The sequence below is a fragment of the Streptomyces sp. NPDC048111 genome (genome assembly GCF_043202815.1).
Classification (GTDB): domain Bacteria; phylum Actinomycetota; class Actinomycetes; order Streptomycetales; family Streptomycetaceae; genus Streptomyces.
This window is the reverse complement of sequence record NZ_JBIDBD010000055.1, coordinates 1-17,093: the sequence shown is the minus strand read 5'-3', so window position 1 is coordinate 17,093 and position 17,093 is coordinate 1. Positions and strand designations below refer to the sequence as shown.

15 protein-coding genes and 3 pseudogenes are annotated in these 17,093 nt (G+C 70.3%); 8 read left to right on the top strand and 10 right to left on the bottom strand.

Annotation, left to right across the window (positions count from 1 at the left end):
• Window positions 1-348: 348 nt before the first annotated feature.
• On the top strand, window positions 349-513 hold the full coding sequence (locus ACGF3I_RS34800) for a hypothetical protein (RefSeq protein ID WP_393139253.1): 165 nt from the start codon (window positions 349-351) through the stop codon (window positions 511-513).
• Between the two features lie 311 nt (window positions 514-824).
• Here the strand turns inward: ACGF3I_RS34800 and ACGF3I_RS34795 are convergent, their stop codons facing one another.
• The gene (locus tag ACGF3I_RS34795; RefSeq protein ID WP_393139251.1) at window positions 825-1,025 is read right to left on the bottom strand and encodes a hypothetical protein; all 201 of its coding nucleotides are present in this window, start codon (window positions 1,023-1,025) and stop codon (window positions 825-827) included.
• A 392-nt stretch (window positions 1,026-1,417) separates the two neighbouring features.
• Window positions 1,418-1,885, bottom strand: a pseudogene (locus tag ACGF3I_RS34790) (hypothetical protein); the annotation flags it as partial.
• Between the two features lie 67 nt (window positions 1,886-1,952).
• Here ACGF3I_RS34790 and ACGF3I_RS34785 point away from each other — a divergent pair.
• The 5 genes and pseudogenes from ACGF3I_RS34785 to ACGF3I_RS34765 all read left to right on the top strand — a co-directional run bounded on the left by ACGF3I_RS34785 (window position 1,953) and on the right by ACGF3I_RS34765 (window position 5,171).
• Window positions 1,953-2,782 (top strand): IS5 family transposase gene (locus ACGF3I_RS34785; RefSeq protein WP_393139261.1). Its coding sequence is split into 2 segments (ribosomal slippage): window positions 1,953-2,265 and window positions 2,265-2,782, totalling 831 coding nucleotides; the frame shifts between segments, so codons are not numbered across the junction.
• Window positions 2,783-2,815: 33 nt separating this feature from the next.
• On the top strand, window positions 2,816-3,073 hold the full coding sequence (locus ACGF3I_RS34780; RefSeq protein ID WP_393139249.1) for a DUF6221 family protein: 258 nt from the start codon (window positions 2,816-2,818) through the stop codon (window positions 3,071-3,073).
• A gap of 17 nt (window positions 3,074-3,090) precedes the next feature.
• Window positions 3,091-3,354: pseudogene (locus tag ACGF3I_RS34775) on the top strand (transposase family protein); the annotation flags it as partial.
• A 258-nt stretch (window positions 3,355-3,612) separates the two neighbouring features.
• Window positions 3,613-4,479 (top strand): saccharopine dehydrogenase, encoded by an 867-nt coding sequence (locus ACGF3I_RS34770; RefSeq protein ID WP_393139259.1) that lies wholly within the window; start codon window positions 3,613-3,615, stop codon window positions 4,477-4,479.
• Window positions 4,480-4,646: 167 nt separating this feature from the next.
• The gene (locus ACGF3I_RS34765) at window positions 4,647-5,171 is read left to right on the top strand and encodes a hypothetical protein (protein WP_393139247.1); all 525 of its coding nucleotides are present in this window, start codon (window positions 4,647-4,649) and stop codon (window positions 5,169-5,171) included.
• 159 nt (window positions 5,172-5,330) lie between these two features.
• Here ACGF3I_RS34765 and ACGF3I_RS34760 read toward each other — a convergent pair whose 3' ends face one another.
• The 5 genes from ACGF3I_RS34760 to ACGF3I_RS34740 form a co-directional block, all read right to left on the bottom strand.
• Complete coding sequence (locus ACGF3I_RS34760) at window positions 5,331-8,396, bottom strand: hypothetical protein (protein WP_393139245.1); 3,066 nt, start codon at window positions 8,394-8,396, stop codon at window positions 5,331-5,333.
• The gene (locus ACGF3I_RS34755; RefSeq protein WP_393139243.1) at window positions 8,397-10,268 is read right to left on the bottom strand and encodes an HSP90 family protein; all 1,872 of its coding nucleotides are present in this window, start codon (window positions 10,266-10,268) and stop codon (window positions 8,397-8,399) included. It abuts the gene before it with no gap.
• 173 nt (window positions 10,269-10,441) lie between these two features.
• On the bottom strand, window positions 10,442-11,416 hold the full coding sequence (locus ACGF3I_RS34750; protein WP_393139241.1) for a hypothetical protein: 975 nt from the start codon (window positions 11,414-11,416) through the stop codon (window positions 10,442-10,444).
• Between the two features lie 33 nt (window positions 11,417-11,449).
• On the bottom strand, window positions 11,450-12,097 hold the full coding sequence (locus ACGF3I_RS34745; RefSeq protein ID WP_393139257.1) for an anti-sigma factor: 648 nt from the start codon (window positions 12,095-12,097) through the stop codon (window positions 11,450-11,452).
• A gap of 45 nt (window positions 12,098-12,142) precedes the next feature.
• Complete coding sequence (locus ACGF3I_RS34740; protein ID WP_393139239.1) at window positions 12,143-12,580, bottom strand: glutaredoxin domain-containing protein; 438 nt, start codon at window positions 12,578-12,580, stop codon at window positions 12,143-12,145.
• Window positions 12,581-12,689: 109 nt separating this feature from the next.
• On the opposite strand from ACGF3I_RS34740, the pseudogene ACGF3I_RS34735 reads away from it, so the two are divergent.
• Window positions 12,690-13,664 (top strand): annotated as a pseudogene (locus ACGF3I_RS34735) (transposase); the annotation flags it as partial.
• A 37-nt stretch (window positions 13,665-13,701) separates the two neighbouring features.
• Here ACGF3I_RS34735 and ACGF3I_RS34730 read toward each other — a convergent pair.
• Entirely contained in the window at window positions 13,702-13,947 is a 246-nt protein-coding gene (locus ACGF3I_RS34730) for a DUF2283 domain-containing protein (protein WP_393139237.1), read from the bottom strand.
• A 69-nt stretch (window positions 13,948-14,016) separates the two neighbouring features.
• Entirely contained in the window at window positions 14,017-14,781 is a 765-nt protein-coding gene (locus ACGF3I_RS34725; protein ID WP_393139235.1) for an IS5 family transposase, read from the bottom strand.
• A 448-nt stretch (window positions 14,782-15,229) separates the two neighbouring features.
• Here ACGF3I_RS34725 and ACGF3I_RS34720 point away from each other — a divergent pair, with 448 nt between their 5' ends.
• On the top strand, window positions 15,230-16,030 hold the full coding sequence (locus ACGF3I_RS34720; RefSeq protein WP_393139255.1) for an IS5 family transposase: 801 nt from the start codon (window positions 15,230-15,232) through the stop codon (window positions 16,028-16,030).
• 76 nt (window positions 16,031-16,106) lie between these two features.
• On the opposite strand, the gene ACGF3I_RS34715 is transcribed toward ACGF3I_RS34720, so the two are convergent.
• Complete coding sequence (locus ACGF3I_RS34715; RefSeq protein ID WP_393139233.1) at window positions 16,107-16,853, bottom strand: phosphotransferase family protein; 747 nt, start codon at window positions 16,851-16,853, stop codon at window positions 16,107-16,109.
• Window positions 16,854-17,093 lie beyond the last annotated feature (240 nt).

Here is a 17,093-nt window from a genome sequence, read left to right as displayed (position 1 = left end):
TCAACACCAACCCACAACTCCCCTGGTCATTCCTCACCCACACAGGACTCACCATCCATCCACCACACCCACCAAACTTACGAAAAGATCAGTAGAAGGCCTTGTCGGGTCTGTACCAGGTGGTGCCAGGCGGAACGAACGTGTGCCTCACTCTGGGCCCAGCGGGTGGCAGAGGGTCTGGGCAAGGGCAGGTCGGGCACCCCGGAAGGACGTTCGCCGCCTGCCATCTAACCTCTCCTCTTGAGGGTTGGGATTATGGAAAAGTCAATCTTGGTTTAGTCCATCAGGTACTCCGCCGTGTGCCAGGGGTGCGGTGCCGAGGCGGAGTGGTGCGGTGTTCAGGCCCTGGTGGGTGAGGCCCTGCAGTGGGATGTTGAGTCGACGTCAGTCAACGAGCTCAGCGAGAGGCTCGATGAGAAGGCCACCGTGCTCAGCGAGATGATGGACCGGAATCAGGCTCAGATTGTTCAGCTACTGGCGGCACTTGTGGGCAAGAGCCCGGAAGAGAGCTGATCATCCTGGTGGCGTCCTGCGTCACCACCGCGACAACGCGTAAGGCCCGGATCCCTGCGGATCCGGGCCTTCGCTGTTGTGCCTGCTCTACGCCGTCACCACCGTGTTGCTCTCGTGGGTTCGGCCGGTGGGCGTGGGGGCGAGGCATCGAGGTGCCGGCGGGCGACGAAGGAGGTGGCGAGGAAGAGACCGGCCGGAGTGAAGTGGGGGCCGGGGAGCGGCACGATGCTCGGCTCTCCCGCAAGCGCGGCGGCCCCGCCCTGGGTGTCACCTGGTTCGGCGCCCGCGCGTACGGGCCATCGACGGTATAGCTAGGGGGTGCGGTAGCGGTCGTGGAGGATCTGGATGGTGTCGGTCCAGGCACTGTCGGCCTGCTGCGGCAGCTGGTGGCCGGCATGGTCGGCCAGCCGTCGGTAGAGCGGGTGCATTGTCCCTGTCTCGGTGGTGATCAGAGCGGTGAGCAGGGCGGGGCGTTGCGGTTTTGGACTGCGGGAGACGGCGGTCGATTTCACGCGACGCAGCACGTTCAGCTGTTCTGGCTCCGTCAGGCGGCCCAGGCCGTGGACCTGGTCGCACAGGTCGTTGAAGGTGACAGTCTTCCCCAGGCGGGCCGCGTGCTCCAGGACGTCGCGGACGGCGTCGGCGAGGCCGGCGGCATCGAAGCGTTCGGAACGGTGCGCAGCCGGTTTTGCCGGTGGTCGAGACGGAGCGGAGGGCCTGTGACCGAGGATCGTAGTTGGCGGGTGGTGCTCTCCTCGGTGCAGGTCACCGGCAGGAGGAGGGAGCTGGTTGGCGGATCTTGAGGGCGATAGTTGGCGGGCGGGCCCCGCCTTGGTCACGATGCGTGACTGATCGTGGCAACCCGAATGCTCAGCGGCGGGACCGAGGTCTCGCCTTTCGGGGGTCAGTTGCCGGCCAGGCCCCATGCATCGAGCCCGCCGTAGATATGGGCCCTCAGGCAGTGGGGAGCGCTGAAGCCGGAGGCTTCGCCGCGGTAGATGGCGATGAGCGAGTCCTTGCCCCGCCACCAGGTGTCAGCGAGTCCCTGGACTTCGGGTATCGACTCGAATCCGTCGAGGTTCAGGTCCTCAACAGCGCTGCCTTTGATCTTTGTGATGGTCTTGGCGCAGTAGCCCGCGTGGCTGGCCAGTGCCAGGGCTTCCACCCATCCCTCTGTGCTGGCGTGCAGCGGCGTCCAGTGGTCAGCGTCGATCCCGAACTCGCCTCCTGGACCGATCATGAATCCGTGGGCCATGGAGACGCGACAGCCGCCGGCCGGGAACCGCCATCCGTTCGCGGCCGAGCCCTCGGGGGCATCGGCTTCCGGAACGCGCGGGCCGCCCTCGTACTCGGGGGCCGGGGGGAGGGCTAGAGCGTGTCTCTTTGATGTGTTGGTCGGTTGATCGGATGTGTCTGTCCGATTGGTGATCACCGAGGCGATGTGGGACCGGATCGAGCCGCTGACGCCGGCCGATCCGGTCCGCGGTCGGCGGTCGGCCGATCACCGCCGAACCTTAGAGGCCATCGCGTGGAAGTACCGCACCTGCTCGCCCTGGCGGGACCTGCCGGACGAGCTCGGCTCCTTCCAGACCGCTCACAAACGCCTGATCAGGTGGGCTGTGGACGGCACCTGGGAACGCATCCTCGCCGCGGTTCTGGCAGCGGCCGACGCTGAGGCCGACATCGGCTGGACCGTCTCGGTGGATTCGACCGTCTGCCGAGCCCACCAGCACGCCGCCGAAGCCCGGAAGAAGGGGCGCCAGGCCGGGCCGAACCTGACCACCACGCCCTCGGACGCTCCCGCGGTGGCCTGAGTACGAAAGTCCACCTTGCCAGCGACAGCCGTGCACGGCCCCTGGCCCTCCGCGTCACCGCAGGCCAGGCGGGCGACGCCCCAGCCTTCGAGACCGTCATGGCCGGCATCCGTGTTCCGCGAAGCGGACCCGGAAGGCCGAGGACCCGACCCGATGCCGTCCTGGCGGACCGCGCGTACTCATCCCGAGCGATCCGGAATCACCTTCGCCGGCGCGGGACCCGCGCTGTCATCCCCCAGCCGTCCGACCAAATCGACCACCGTCTGCGGCGAGGCCGCACCGGCGGTCGCCCACCAGCCTTCGACGCCGAGGCGTACAGGCAGCGCAACGCCGTCGAGCGGTGCATCAACCGACTCAAGCAGTGGCGCGGCCTGGCCATGCGAACGGACAAACTCGCCATCGCCTACCAAGCCGCACTCCACCTCGCGGCCATCCTCATCTGGACGACCGCTTGACCGCCGAAGCGCCTAGCCCGCGAAGATGGCCACATGGACGATCTTGTGAAGTTCCTCGTCGCACGCATCAATGACGACAACCACGCCTATGCCTATGTGGCCGACACCCTGGGCGGCGAGGCTCTTCTGGACAGCCATCTCCCCATGCTCGACCTGACTGAGCAGCTGGCCCACGACTACAAGGCCATGGATCCCTCAGACCCCCGCTCGGCCGGCCTGGCATACGCGCTTCGAGTCCTTGCCCAGTCATACGCCGAGCACCCCGCCTACCACCAGGAATGGCGCCCATAGCCCTTCAAGGAGACAGGGCCCAGCCGTGGGTGGCCGGGGCCGAAGGTCGTCGCCATGCGACGCGGGGCGGGGCCAAGAAGCGGGCTGTAAGGGCTGGTGCCCGCCATCAGCTGGTGTTAGTCGACCAACTGGTGGCCACGCTGATCCATTTACGACACGATCTGCCGCACTCGGTTCTGGGGCTGTTGTTCGGTGTCGACCGTTCCACCGGCACCCGGGCGATCGGAGAGGTGCGCACGCTGCTGGGTGAACTGGCGCTCGAACCGGTCGAGAGGATCGGCGAAGAAGTAGCCCGCGACAGGGCCCTGGACCTGCATCACCAGGTAGGCCACGGCCGCCGCGGCGAAGCCGGGTATCGCAGCGGTGTTCCTCGGCAGCCGCATCAGGCGGGGACCGAATCGGTATACGACTCCGGCGCCCAGCCCCGCCACCGCGAAGGAGGTGAGCAGGAACGGCGTCGGATGGTCGGTGAGGACCCGTGCCTTCATCGCCACCGACTACGGGATGGCGGCGAGCATGAGCGCCATCGCCTGGCTGCCGTGCCCGAGCCCGGCCCAGCCGGCGGCGGCCCGACCATCGACTCGGGCGCCAGGTCGGCGACCAGCGGCGCCACGGTCTCTCAAAAAGCCGGTCTCAGTTCGGATTGGGGTCTGCAACTCGACATTCCGTATCTGGATGTGGCGGGCGAGATCGAGGCGGGCATCGACACCTTCGCGCACTTCGGGGGCCGGGCGCGCGATGCCGGAGCGGTGATCGTCCCGGCGATGGCGTACTTCGGCGGCATCGGCGACCTGCTGGTCACCGCGGCGATGGGGGACTGGACGGAGGCCGAGGAGGCGGACATCGCGTGCGCACTGAGCAGTTGGCACCCCACCGCCGGGACGCGGGCGGCGGGCGCCGTCTCGCGCCGGCGGCGAGGCGGCCGACACCTCGTGCACACCGAGGGGCGCCTGGAGCACCGTGCGGACGCTGCGACGACGCTGGTGTGGTCCTTCCCCGACCCGATCGGGCCCCGGCCCGTCACGGGGGAGTTCACGACCATCGACGTGGTGACCGTGTCCAGCCACCTTTCCATCGCCGAGGTACGTACCCACATGACGGTCGAGGCGGTTCGGGACACCGCCTCCCCGGACACGCCGGGGCCGACCGCGGTCGACGCGCGCGGACGGTCCGACCAGACGTTCCTCGTCGACGCCGTCGTGCGCTCGGGCGGCACCGAACGGCACGCCGTGGCACGGGGACAGGACATCTACTCCGCGACCGCCCCGCTGGTGGTGGAGGCGGCCGAGCGCATTCTGGACGGACGGAGCACCGGGTGCGGCGTCGTCGCCGCGGGCGAGATCTTCGACGCCGCCGACTTTCTCCACGCCCTGGCACCGGACATCACCGTCGAGCTGTGTCCATGACGGTCGCGCGACGGGACGTCGGGCGGGGCGTGCGCGGTAGGGATGGCCGGGGGTTCGGGTACCCGGACCTCGGCACCGCCGGTTCGCCGACCAGGGTCCGACCCCGCGAGACGAGTTATTTCCGCGACCACTCCTCAACCGGCTTTCCTGGCTTCACACTTGGCCGCATGTCCTCGTCATGGAGCCTGCTCGCCGCCCCTGTCGGGGCGGCCGTGACGACCCTGCTAGGGGTCTTCGCCGGAAGCGCCGTCAGCAGGAGGGCTCAGGACCGGCACTGGGCGCGGGAGCAGCTGACGGCGGCGTGCGTACGCGTACTGCGCGAGTCGTCCGGGCTGCTCGTCAGCCTCAGCGAGGCGGAGACCGCCCGCCCGCGCTCCATCCCCCAGGGCGTCGTCCGGCGGACCGCCATCGACTGGAGGCCCTGGAACGAGGCCCTCAGCATGGTGAATCTGGTCGCCGACCCGGACATCACGGAAGCCGCGCATGCCCTGGACGAGCAGATGTGGCGGCTCCACACCAAGATCAAGCGAGGTCTGAGGCCGGAAGAGGAGTGGCTCGTCCTGCGGTCGCACGTCGAGTCGGCGCAGAACGATTTCATCGTCACCGCCCGGCGCCGACTCTCACCCGCCGGAGGAGCGCTGCACCGGTTCTCCGGGCGCCCGGCCCCCGATGATCCGCTGTGGACCGAGTGAGCGAGTGGCCAAGCCGGTGACCGGGTGACCGGGCGATCGCGTGGCCGAGCGGCCGCAGGGGCCGGACGGGGGGGATTCCCGTGGATGCCCGGCCTCAAGACGTAAGGGCTGGTCCCCAGCCCAGCCCCCGCGGCGCGCACGCGGGGACCGGGGCCGGGCTCAGCCCTGCCGGTTCTCGAAGCGCTGTCGCAGCGCTTCGAGGATCCTGACGGCCTCGGGAAGATCCACCTGGCCGGCCCGGGACGACGCCGCCCTCAGGCGGGCGACCGCCTCGTCGACCCGGCCGAGGCCGTCGCCCTCGACCAGGGCGGCGATACGTACGGCCTCCGCACGCGCCGCCTCGGCGTGTTCCCCGCCGCGCTCGTAGACGGTGATCGCGCTCTCCGCCTCGGCCAGGGCCTCCGGGAACTTCTCGGCCTCCGCCAGTACGTGGGCCCTGCGGTAGTGCACGCCGCCCGCCTCCGCCCACGGTGTGAACTCCTCGGTGCCGTCCGGCACCGCGGCCAGCACCGCGTCGGCCCGGTCGAGGTGGCCCAGGGCCGTGTCCAGGCCGTCGGCTCCCCGGAACAGCATCGTCAGACGGGCGAACTCGCACATCATGTGCATGATCAGCGACGGCCTCGGCGCCTCGGCGTGCGAGGCGACGGCGCGCTCGTACGCCGAGTCCGCCGCCTCCGGGCGCTGCGCCATCGCCAGTGCGGTGGCGGTCTCCGCCGCCACCATGGTGTGCAACGGACCCTGCTCCCAGCCGGCGATGGTGTCGGCGAGCCGCAGGAACTCCTCGGCCGAGGCGAGGAACTCCTCCAGTTCGCGCAGCCCGCGCGCCAGCGTCAACCGGGCCTGCGCGACCAGCCGTTCATCCAGCGAAGCGGTCGCGTCGTCGGCGAGCACCGACTCCAGCACGGCGACCGCGTCCGCCTGCTGTCCGGAGCGGGCCAGGACGTCGGCGAGCTGGAGGCGGAGGTCGGCGGCCTCGTTGTGCTCCCCGTCCTGGTCGAACCTGGCCGCCGCCTCCGACAGGTGGCGTACGGCACCCGGCTGGTCGCCCAGGTGTGAGGCGGCATGCCCGAGCAGCGCGTGCGCGGGCCCCTGCGCGAACTCCGTGTCGTCGTAGCGCACCACGTCCGCCATCGACCGGTGCATCAGCTCCACCGCCTCGGCCGGCTGGTCCGCGGCCATGACGAACTGGGCGAGCAGGGCACGCGGGCGTATCGCACGCCAGGGCCGTCCGGACGCCTCGATGTCCGTGAGCGCGGTGCGCAGTTCGGCCTGGGCCCGTACGAGATCGCCCCGGCGGCCCGCCATGTCCGCCACGAACTGCCGTGCGTTGGCGACCTGGTGGGGAGCGGAGAGGCGTTCCGCCTCGGTGTGCAGGGTGCCCGTCACGGACTCGAACCGCTGGAGGGCGGAGTCGGACGGTTCGGGCAGTTGCCGACGGAGGTCCTGGTAGGCGGCGAAGGCGCACGAATACAGCACCGTGAGGTATTCGAGGGCGCGCTCCGCACCCACGTCGCCCTCGGACGCGGCCTCTCCCTCTCCCGCGTTGCCACCGGTGAACGGGGCCTCGGACATGAGGCGTTCGGCCGCCCGGAGGGCCTCGTCGATCCCGGCCCGCACCGTTTCCTCGTCCGGCCGCGCGCCATCACCCCGCGTGGCGTCCACCCGCACGGTCCCGTCCTCGGACGTGCCCCCCTCATCTCCCGGCGTACCGTCGCTGTCGGCGGTGTCGTCGAAGACCGTCTCCCAGGCGAACAGGCGGGTGCGCGCGGACAGCGCATGCCAATCCATGCCGGCCTTCGCGAACAAGTCGGCGGCCAGGGCGAGTTCGCCCTTGCTCGCCTGGTGGCGGTCCTTGCGCGAGAGCAAGTACGCCCGCTGTTCGGCGCGTTCCGCATCGAGCCGGTCGGCCGGGCCGAGCCGGTCGTCGTGGACGGCCGACCCGTCGGAGAGCCGCTCGTCCACGCGCTGCCACAGCCGGGCCGCACCCGGGTGCCCATCGGCCGCGAGGCGTCGCGCCTCGCGCACCAGCGCCACGAACTCCTCGGGGACGTCCACCGCTGCGGCGGGCGCGACCGCCGCCGTCGCTGCCGACCGGGTGTCCGACGCCGGTGTGCGTGGCAGCGAGGAACGGAGCCCGAGCGTCAACGGCTGCTCGCACAGGGGGAGTTGGGCCAGTCTGCGTCGACGACTCTCGCCGACGGCCGCAGTGCCGTTGCGTGCGTCGAACGCCGCGGCGATCCGTTCCGCGTCGGACCGGACCCGTGCGAGGAGTTCGCCCGCGGTCCAGTGGCGACCCGGCGGGCCCGCCACGGGCGTCCCGGTGTGGCCGTCCGCCACGAGACGGGCCAGGAGCACCTCGGCGCCGGTCAGGAACCCGAGGTGGGACAGGGGGGCGCCGGTGGCCGCGAACAGGGGACGGTTCTCCGCGAGGATCTCCAGGCCGCGTCCCTCATTGCGCGAGAGCGCGCAGAACTCCAGGTGCAGGCCGACCTCGTCCTGCATGCCCGTGTTGCCGCGGACCTGTCGGTAGCCCGCGAGGTGGTGCGACCGGGCCTCGTCCGCGCGACCGGTGCGCAGCAGCGGGAGCAGGGCACGCGCCTGGCTCATCTGCGGCTCCTCGGTGCAGCTCGAAGCGCCGCCCAGGACCGGATCCCAGGTGTCGAGGGCACCCGCGTCGTTCCCGGCGCGCACGTGGTGCTCGGCGACGTGCCGGACCTCGCAGGCCTCGCAGTCGCTCAGCTCGGTGCGGGCGCGGGTCGCCCACAGGTCGAAGGCGTCCGGGACACCGGTGCCCGTGTGCGCCGCGACGTGGTAGCGCATCGCCGCAACGGGCTGCATGCCGTGCCCGGCCGCCGCGTACCGCGTACGCATCTCGTCGATCCAGCCGGTGACCGTGGCCAGCGGCACTTCGGGCACCTGGAGCAGGGACGTCGTCACCCACTTGAAGCGCCAGAAGATCTGGTGGGCCTCCCACTGGCTGAAGGACTCGGGAGCGGTGTCCCACAGCTTGAGCAGCCGCGCGAACACGACGGGCGACTTGCGGTGCTCGCCGGTGAACTCGTACGCCAGCATCAGTTCGAGCAGGGCCGTCACGAGGACGGCCGGGTCCTCGAACACCGCGGCGGCATCGACGAGTTCCTCGGCGACGACCGTGCGCTGCACGCCGTGGGGGCGCCCGTTGTTCTCGCGCAGCGCCTCGACGACGGCCTCGGGGGTGTCCAGCATCTACAGTTCCTTCCGGGGCTCGGAGCCGGGGGCCGCCGTGTCGGGGGTGTGCATGGCGTGGGTGAGCAGGCCGATGAACGCCCGGTTCAGCAGGGCGCTCTCACTCGCCCGCAGCGGGCGCCGGCTCAGCAGCAGCGCCTGGCCGTACAGCGCCTCGGCCGTCGTGACGGCGAGCCCCCGCTCGCTGATCGTGATCGCCTGGCGGACCAGCGGGTTGAGATGGTTGAGGACCAGCTGCGCGCGCGGGGCCTCCTGGCGCAGCGAGCCCAGGATGTCGGCCCACAGGCCGTCGCTGTCGGCGGCTAGGCCGGAGCGGGTCCGCTCGTGCCGCGCCTCCCGGTTGTCCAGGAGCAGCGCCGGCGCGGTGACCGGCTGAAAATCACGCAGCACCACGTCGCAGTCGTGGGCGCCGATGGTGTCCCGGGCGACGGCCAGGAAGGACGCCGCACGCAACTCCGCGGCGGGGTCCACGGCATCGAGGTGCGCGGTCACCGTGGCCGGGTCGAGATCGGTGACGGCCGTGCCCGGACGGATCTCCGGCAACCGGTGCACGAGGTCCCGGTCGTAGGTGTACCCGCCGTTGACGACCCCGAGACCTGCGGCCGCCGCGATCGGAGCGACCTGGCGGAACTCCTCCACGCTCCGCGTGACCAGCACGGTCGGATGCGTCCGCGCGAACTCCTCGAGCGTCACGTTGCCGTCGGTGGTCTCGAACGGCAGCCAGGGCAGTACCAGGTGCAGCAGCTCGTCGTCGTACCGCGCGAGGGCCTTGACCGCCAGGTGGTGCGTGTCGATGAACCGGTGCAGCAGGGACGGGTCGCTCGCCGCGAGCCCCGTCAGCCAGTCCCGGATCCGCTCGCCCAGGGCGTCCCGTACGGCGGACAGCGTGCCGTCCTCGTACAGGGCCTCCCGGGACGCCGTCGGCCGCAGGCTCGTGGTGTCCACCACGCAGCGCACGAAGAACGCCCAATCCGGGAGCAGTTCGGGCGCCTGGTCGGTCAGGAGCATGCCCTTGAGGTGCACCCGGTGCCCCGCGCGCTGCGCCGGGCTCATCGCCGTGGGCAGCACATAGGCGACACCGCGCAGCCCGGCCGCGGGAAGGTCGAGCTCGATGACGTCGAGCGGGGTGAAGTCGAACAACGTACGGCAGTACGCGGCCATCGCCTCGCGGCGGGCCAGCGGCGAGCGGTGTGCCTGGTCCCACGGAGGCGTCTCGTTGACCTTGTCGCTCTCGCCGTGCGGCCCGACGACGGTCACCTCGTGGCGCAGCAGCCCTCCGTAGTGCCGTGCGAGGGAGACCACCCGGGCCGGTGTCGTCCACTCGGCGGCGTCGGCGCGCGGCACGAGAGTGACGGTGGTGCCCGGCTCGGGCACGGCCGAGGCCGGCAGCGTACGGATCGTGTACCGGCCGTCGGAGTGGCCGCGCCACTCGACGGCGGGTGCCGACGGATCGGCAGCGGTCCGGCTGACCACCGTGATCTCGTCCGCCACGACGAAGCACGCGAGCAGCCCGATGCCGAACTGACCGATGAACTCCCCGCGCGCGGAGTCCAGTCCGGCTCCGTCGAGGGAGCCGTCCGGCGTGCGCTTCGAGCTGCGCCCGATCGTGGCGAGGAAGCGGTGCACATCGGCCTCGGTCAGACCAATGCCGGTGTCGGTGACGGTGAGGGTGTCACCGGTGCGCACCGTGATGGCGCCGGCCGCGCCGGGGTCGAGCACCTGCCGGGCGGTGATGGCGTCCACCGCGTTCTGCAGCAGCTCGCGCAGGTAGACGCGGGGGCTGGAATAGAGATGGTGGGAGAGCAGGTCGACCAGGCCGCGCAGATCCACCTGGAAGGTGTGGGCGGTTTCGGAGTTGGGCACCTGAGGCATTTCTTTCGTCGGGGCGTCCGGCCGGTGGGCGATGGGCACGTGGTGGTGCCGCGGCGCCGGTGGACGCGAGGGACTGGCGCACGGACGCCCGCGCGGGCGCCGGGGGCATGCCGTGGAAGCGGTGGCACACCTCGACCTGGCCGTGGCGTACGCCGGTTGCGCGGTGGAAGGCGTCAGCGGCGGGACGCCGCGTGATGTTTCTTGTACGCCGCCACGGGGTCGGCGCCGACGTAGTCCCAGGGCGCCTCGGTGACACGGCCCTCGGTGGCCGCGAAGCACTCCCGCGCACTCGCGTGGTCACCCGCGAGCGAGAACGCCAGGGCGAAGGTGTTGTAGACCTCCAGCCATCCGCCCGAGCGGACGAAATCCGGGTGGCGGTAGGAGTGTTCCGCGGCCTCCCGCAGCGACGCGACCGTCTCGGGGCGCGTCATGTGTGCCTCGCCTGCCCTGGAATCGAGGTGGAGCCAGTGCTCGATGTGGGCCCTGGCCACCAGCTGTCCGAGCGGAGTGCCGCCCGGAGCGCCGAAGACGGACGCGCGGGCGAAGGCGTGCATCTCCTCGTGCGACCCGCTCCACTTCGCGCACACCTGCTGCAACCGCTGCTGGTGCACCGGCACATGGTGCGGATCCCGGCGCACCGCCGCCTCGAACCGGCGGCGCGCGGCCTCGCGTCCGACCTGGAGACCGCGGCCGGTCGTGATCAGGCCGACCCAGGGCGTGGTCCACCCCGGCTCGCGCTCGGCGGCCTCGTACAGCCACTCCTCGGCCGTGCGCAGCCGCGCGTGGAACACCTCGAACTGTGCACGGGAGACCTGCGTCGCCCGGGCCGCCGTCCTGGCCTCCCACGCCCAGGTGATGTGGCGGAACCCCGCCACCAGCCGGGGCAGCGGCGCGTCGGGCTCTGCCGCGAGGACCTCGGCGATCCAGCGCTCCGCCCCCGCCGTCGCGCCGACGGCCCGCACCAGCTCCGTCCGGTCCTCGCTCTCGGGTCGCCCTTCGAGGACGTCCCGAACGGTGCTCCAGTCCGCTGCCGCGGCAGCCACCCTGATCCGCTCCACCTCCGGGTCCCCGGAGTCCTTCTGTACGCGGGCAACGGGCCGCCCGGCCCGTCTCCCCAGCGCGAGCCCCCAGTCACGGAGCATCGCCATGTCCCCACCCCTTGTTGTGTGCAAACGGGGAGTTCAGGCCCGTGGCCACTCCCTCGTGAGGTAGTGACTATCACGGGGGACCGACAATCGCACAGTCGTTTCCCCGGCGGGGCGCTCGGGGCCGGGACGGGCCGCCTCAGACCCGTGGGAACTCCATGACTGCCAGGGGCGGAGCAGTGGGCCGGGGAGAGCCGCCCGCCGGCTCGACGGTGATGCCCAGGCCCGGTCGACGGGACCGCTCAGGAGGACGGCCTTCGTCGTCCGGGCGGGGTCCAGCAGTCCCGCCGACCGCATGGTGCCCGCGTCGTCGAACCAGAGCTGGTAGACCTTGCCCGCGGGCGGCCGGGCGAGCCCGGAGGCGAGGAACACGGCCTGATTGCGGCTGCGGGCCAGGACCTGGGTGCCGCTGGCGCCGCCGGGGACCTGCCCGGCGGTGGCCTTGGCGTTTGGGGCCGCGAGGACATCGGTGAGCTGCTGGTACCGCGCCTGCGCGGAGCGCGCCTGGTCCCGCGCGGGGTCCGCCTGCTGGTGCTGCCAGGCGGCGCTCCCGCCGCCCCACGGCCGCCGCCAGACACGCGGCGAGCACGAACCTGCCCACTGTGCGCCCGCGGCCGGCCCGCGCGGCGGCGGGAGCGGCCGACCCGGTGCGGGGCGCGTCCTGAGCTTGTCTTTTAACCTCAGGGCGCTTGTGTCTGCGGGTGCCTCTCCGTAGGGCTCGGCTTCTGATCACGCGGAGGGGGAGAGCTGTTCGCGTACCCATTTGGGATCGGGGTTGGTGTATGGCTGGCCCGCCACGACGACGGTCGGCACGGTCTCGTTGCCGTCGTTGGCTGCTCTCACCTCTGCCGCTCCTGCCGGGTCGCGCCAGATGTTGACCCAATGCAACTGGCGGGCGCTGCGGCCCAGCCGGATGCGCAGTCGTATGCAGTACTTGCAGCCCGGCCGCCAGAAGACGACCGGTCGGCCGTCGATCGCGTTGCGGCGTTGTGCCTCCTGCGCACCGATCGACCTCGGGAAGATCAGGGGTGAGTTCACGCTGGCTAGCGCCAGGAACGCCAGCAGGAGTGCTGCGGCTGTGCCGGGGCTCCCCTTCAAGATCTGCCCAGTCGCGACGGCTGAGCCGCTGAGCACAAGCAGCATCGGCAGGATCCAAGCGCGCATCATGGTGATGAAGGCTATCGATGAGTCGAAATGCTCCTCGAACCAGGCCGCTCACCGGGGTGTTCGCCGGACGCTGAGGCGGCCTTCGTCTGATCATGTGCTCCGACCAAGGATGCACGTGACCACGACGAAGGCCCTGAAGGTGAGTCTGCTGCCTGATCATGTTCCGGGGGAAGCGTTCGCGAAAGCGTCACGCTTCCGGGAGGACTTATTCGACTGTCTGACCGCTCGCGGGGACGAACTGTTCGACCTCACGGATGCGCTGCTGTGTGCGGACGGGCCGGTGAGGGCGCCGGCGGACCTGACGTTGGTGGCTGAGCACCGGCGCGGGCACGGCGCCACGTACGACGCCCTGAACAGCGGGAACATCGACGTGCCCCGGCTGCGGCAGGTGCTGGCCGGCCTGCCCATGCCGCAGGCCGGCGACGGCCGCCTGGTCCTCGCGGTCGACGTCAGCAACTGGCTCCGTCCCGACGCTCCCACCAGCGCCGATCGCCTGTTCTGCCACGTCTACGGCCGCAGCGGACGGTCCTCGGACCAGTTCGTGCCCGGCTGGCCGTACTCGTTCGTCGCCGCACTGGAATCGGGCCGGACGTCCTGGTGCCAACTGCTGGACGCCGTGTGTCTCGGCCCGGCCGACGACGTCGCCTAGGTCACCGCCGCCCAGGTCCGCCGGGTGGTCGTCGATCTGATCGAGATGGGCCGCTGGCACCTCGGCGACAGGGACATCCTGATCGTGTTCGACGCCGGCTACGACGCCCCGCGCATGGCCCACCTCCTGGCCGGGCTGCCGGTGGAGGTCCTGGGCCGGATGCGTACGGACCGGGTGATGCGCAAGCCCGTCCCGGTTCCGTGGATCTCCCCGCCGCAGGGCGGGCGCCCGCCGAAGCATGGCAAGGAGTTCCGCTTCGCCAAGCCGGAGACCTGGGGTGATCCGGACGCGGCCACGGTGCAGGTCACCGACCGGTACGGAACCGCCCGCGCGATGGCCTGGGACCGCATCCACCCCCGCCTGACCACCCGCTCCGCGTGGATCGACCGCACGGGCGAACTCCCGGTCATCGAAGGCACGTTGATCCGCCTCCGTTTCCAACCTGTTCGCCGCGAGCGTGGTGCTCGGCTGGTCATGCACCTTCGGTGTCAAGTCGCTCCGCGGACTGGAGTAGGTACTTGGGCAGTTTCGAACTGGCCGCCAACACCTCGATGCCGATGAGGCGGCCCTGCTCGTCGAAGTCGAGGTTGATCATGCCGTCGACGTCCACTGGATCGCAGGGATACATGCGCGCGGACTTCACGCGGGCCTGCGGTTCGGTGAGGTATACGTACGCTGCGTTGACGGTCTCGTCGTAGGTGACTCTGACGTCTGTCACGGTGAGTGGTCTCCCTTGCTGTCGCTGATGGCGGCGATGTCCTTGTCCATGCCTCCGGCAGCAGCGATCTCAGGCTCCCGTGGCGAGGTGCAGGGCCAGGACGGCCTTGACGATGTCGGTGATGCGGGTAGTGCTGCAACGGAGTTTGCGCAGGAGCCGCCAGCTCTTCAGTGTGGCGTTGGCCTGCTCTCCGACGGCTCGGATCCTGGCGTGGGAGGAGTTCGCCGCCCGCTTCCCGGCTGGGAGCCTGCTCCAGCGGCCCCGGTAAGGCACCCGGATCGTCCTCCGGGCTCCCTGATATCCCTTGTCGGCCCACGTCCGGATGCCGACTTGGGTGAGCGCTTCGATGATGCCGTGGGTGCGTGCGGCCTTGATGTCGTGGACGGCACCTGGCAGGGCAGGTGACACCCAGATCAGGCGTCCGAACGCGTCGGCGATGACCTGGACGTTCATGCCATGGCGCTTCTGCTTGCCGGAATAGTAGGGGCGGTCGGCGGCAATGCGGTCGATGTGCAGCAGGGTGCCGTCCAGGATCACGAATGCCTTGCTGGCGGCGGCGGTCATGGCCTGCTGGAGGGTGGGGGCCAGGGCAGCAAGGACCTCAACCGCCTCGACGATGTACCGGTAGACGGTGGCCAGCCCAATCCCGAAGCCGGCCGCGAGCTGGGCGTACGTGTGCCCGCAGCGCAGATGAGCCAGCGCGAGCAGAGTCTGTCGGTCCGCGGTCAGACGGCGCCAGCGCGTGCCGCGCTCACGCCGCCGGGCTCTCAGTAGGCCGGACAAGTAGCGCAGGGTCGAGGTGGACAGATCGATCCCCGATGGGTAGACAAGCACGTGAAGCTCCGGGCGGACAGGTTGATCTTGGTCGACAACCCATCTACCAGGAGCTTCACCTTTTCCTCAACGCCGTCCTCAACCAACCGACGTGCTTCGCAACCAGGTTGGAAAAACCTCACTGACGTACGGTGCCGATCCTGCGCAGCACGTCCGCCTTGAGCGCGGCCGGCGGCGTCGCGGTCATGGCCAGACCCAACCGCCCTGCTGCGGCCGCCAGTTCACGGACCTCACGGGTACAGGACTCGCAGGCGGCGAGATGTCGCTCGAACTCGGCGCGCTCGTCGTCGAGGAGCGCGTGCGCCCGCCCACCGTGATGCCCTAAGGACTCCTAACAAAAGAAGGTTTCTGGACCTCCGGGAATGACGGTGTGTCAGTTCTTGTTGATGCTGGCCGAAGGGGGTGCAAGCCAGTCAAGACGAGGAAGACCGCTGCCAGGCCGTGGGAGATCGACGACGAGTTGTGGGCGCACATTGAGCCGCTGCTGCCGGTCATCCCGCGTAAACCGCGACGTCCGGGTCGTAAGCGTCTCGATAGTCGCAAGGTGCTGTGCGGGATCCTGTTCGTTCTCTACACCGGGATCTGCTGGGAGTTTCTGCCCCAGGAGCTGGGCTTCGGCTCGGGGATGACCTGCTGGCGACGGCTGCGGGACTGGAACGAGGCCGGGGTTTGGCAGCGCCTGCACGAGCTGCTGCTCTCCGAGCTGCGGGCCGCAGACCTGCTGGACTTCTCCCGCGCCGCGGTCGACTCCAGCCACATCCGCGCGATGAAGGGCGGGCGGTCCACCGGTCCGGCCCCGGTGGACCGGGGCAAGGCCGGCAGCAAGCACCACGTAATCGTCGAGGCGCACGGCATTCCGCTGGCCACGACGCTGACCGGCGGCAACCGCAACGATGTCACCCAACTGATCCCGCTGATCCAGGCCGTCCCGCCGATCCGCGGCAAGCGCGGCCAGCCACTGCGCCGCCCCAAGCACCTGTACGCCGACCGCGGCTATGACCACGAGGTCTACCGGGATAAGGTCCGCCGGTTCCAGATCACCCCGCACATCGCCCGGCGCGGCACCGGACACGGCTCCGGCCTGGGCGTGTACCGCTGGGTCGTGGAAGGAGCGATCGCGCTGCTGCACTGGTTCCGCCGCCTGCGCACCCGCTGGGAGATCCGCGACGACGTCCACCACGCGTTCGTCACCCTCGGCTGCGCCGTCATCTGCTGGCGACGACTCCGCACCGCACTTTGTCGGGAGTAAGGGCAGGTGATGCACCCCAGGAGATGGCCTGCTCGATGCGTCAGAACGCACTCGCAGCAGTCGGGCCCGCGCAGCCTCACATGCGGGATTTGAGCACGTCGACCTCACAGCCCGGCGCGAACGGGTCGAGTCCGTGCTCGATCAGCCAGCGGACCGCCAGCAGGCTTCGCAACGACCACCACGCGTGGATCACGCCGAGGTCGATGTCGGTGCCGTAGCCGGCGATGACGTCGTCGAGGTGCTCCTGGTGTCCGAGCGTGAAGGTGGCGAGGTCGTACAGGGCATCGCCCTGGCCCGCTTCGAACCAGTCGATGATGCCTGTGACCTCGTCGCCGTCGACGAAGACGTGTGCGATCTGCAGGTCGCCGTGCGTGAACGCCGGAGTCCACGGCCGGAGTGCGGCCTCGGCGACCTGGCGGTTGTGGGTGACCAGGTCTGCGGGCAGGACGCCGTTCGTCACGAGCAACTCGCACTCGTCGTCGAGTTCGGCCGCCAGCGCGATGATGCTCCGGCCAGCCTGGCCCGGCCGGGGCGGCAGTTGCGCGTCGTGCAGCTTCCGGATGGCGGCTCCCGCCGCGGCCCACCCCGCCGGCGACCCGGTCGACGGCCCGCCGAGGCGCCCAAGCGTCGTCCCTGGGAGTGCGGCGATCGCGAGCACGGGCGGTTTGCGCCACAGGATCTCCGGGGTCGGGACCGGTGCCAGGGACATCGCCTCGACCTCGACGTCGATGCGCGCCTGATCGGCGTCCACCTTCAGGAACACGTCGCCGACGCGCAGGGTCGCGCGCTCGGAATGGGCGACGACGACTTTGACTTCATCCATGGGCGACCAGTATCCCGGGGGTGATCGCCGACGTCGCCGGGTTTCTCACGTGCGATGACGCGGCTGACCGCGTCCCGCTATCCGGCGGCCTCGTGCACGACACCGACCGCTGACCAGGTCAAGCCCACCACTTTTGTTAGGAGTCCTGATCTTTTCGTAAGTTTGGTGGGTGTGGTGGATGGATGGTGAGTCCTGTGTGGGTGAGGAATGACCAGGGGAGTTGTGGGTTGGTGTTGATGC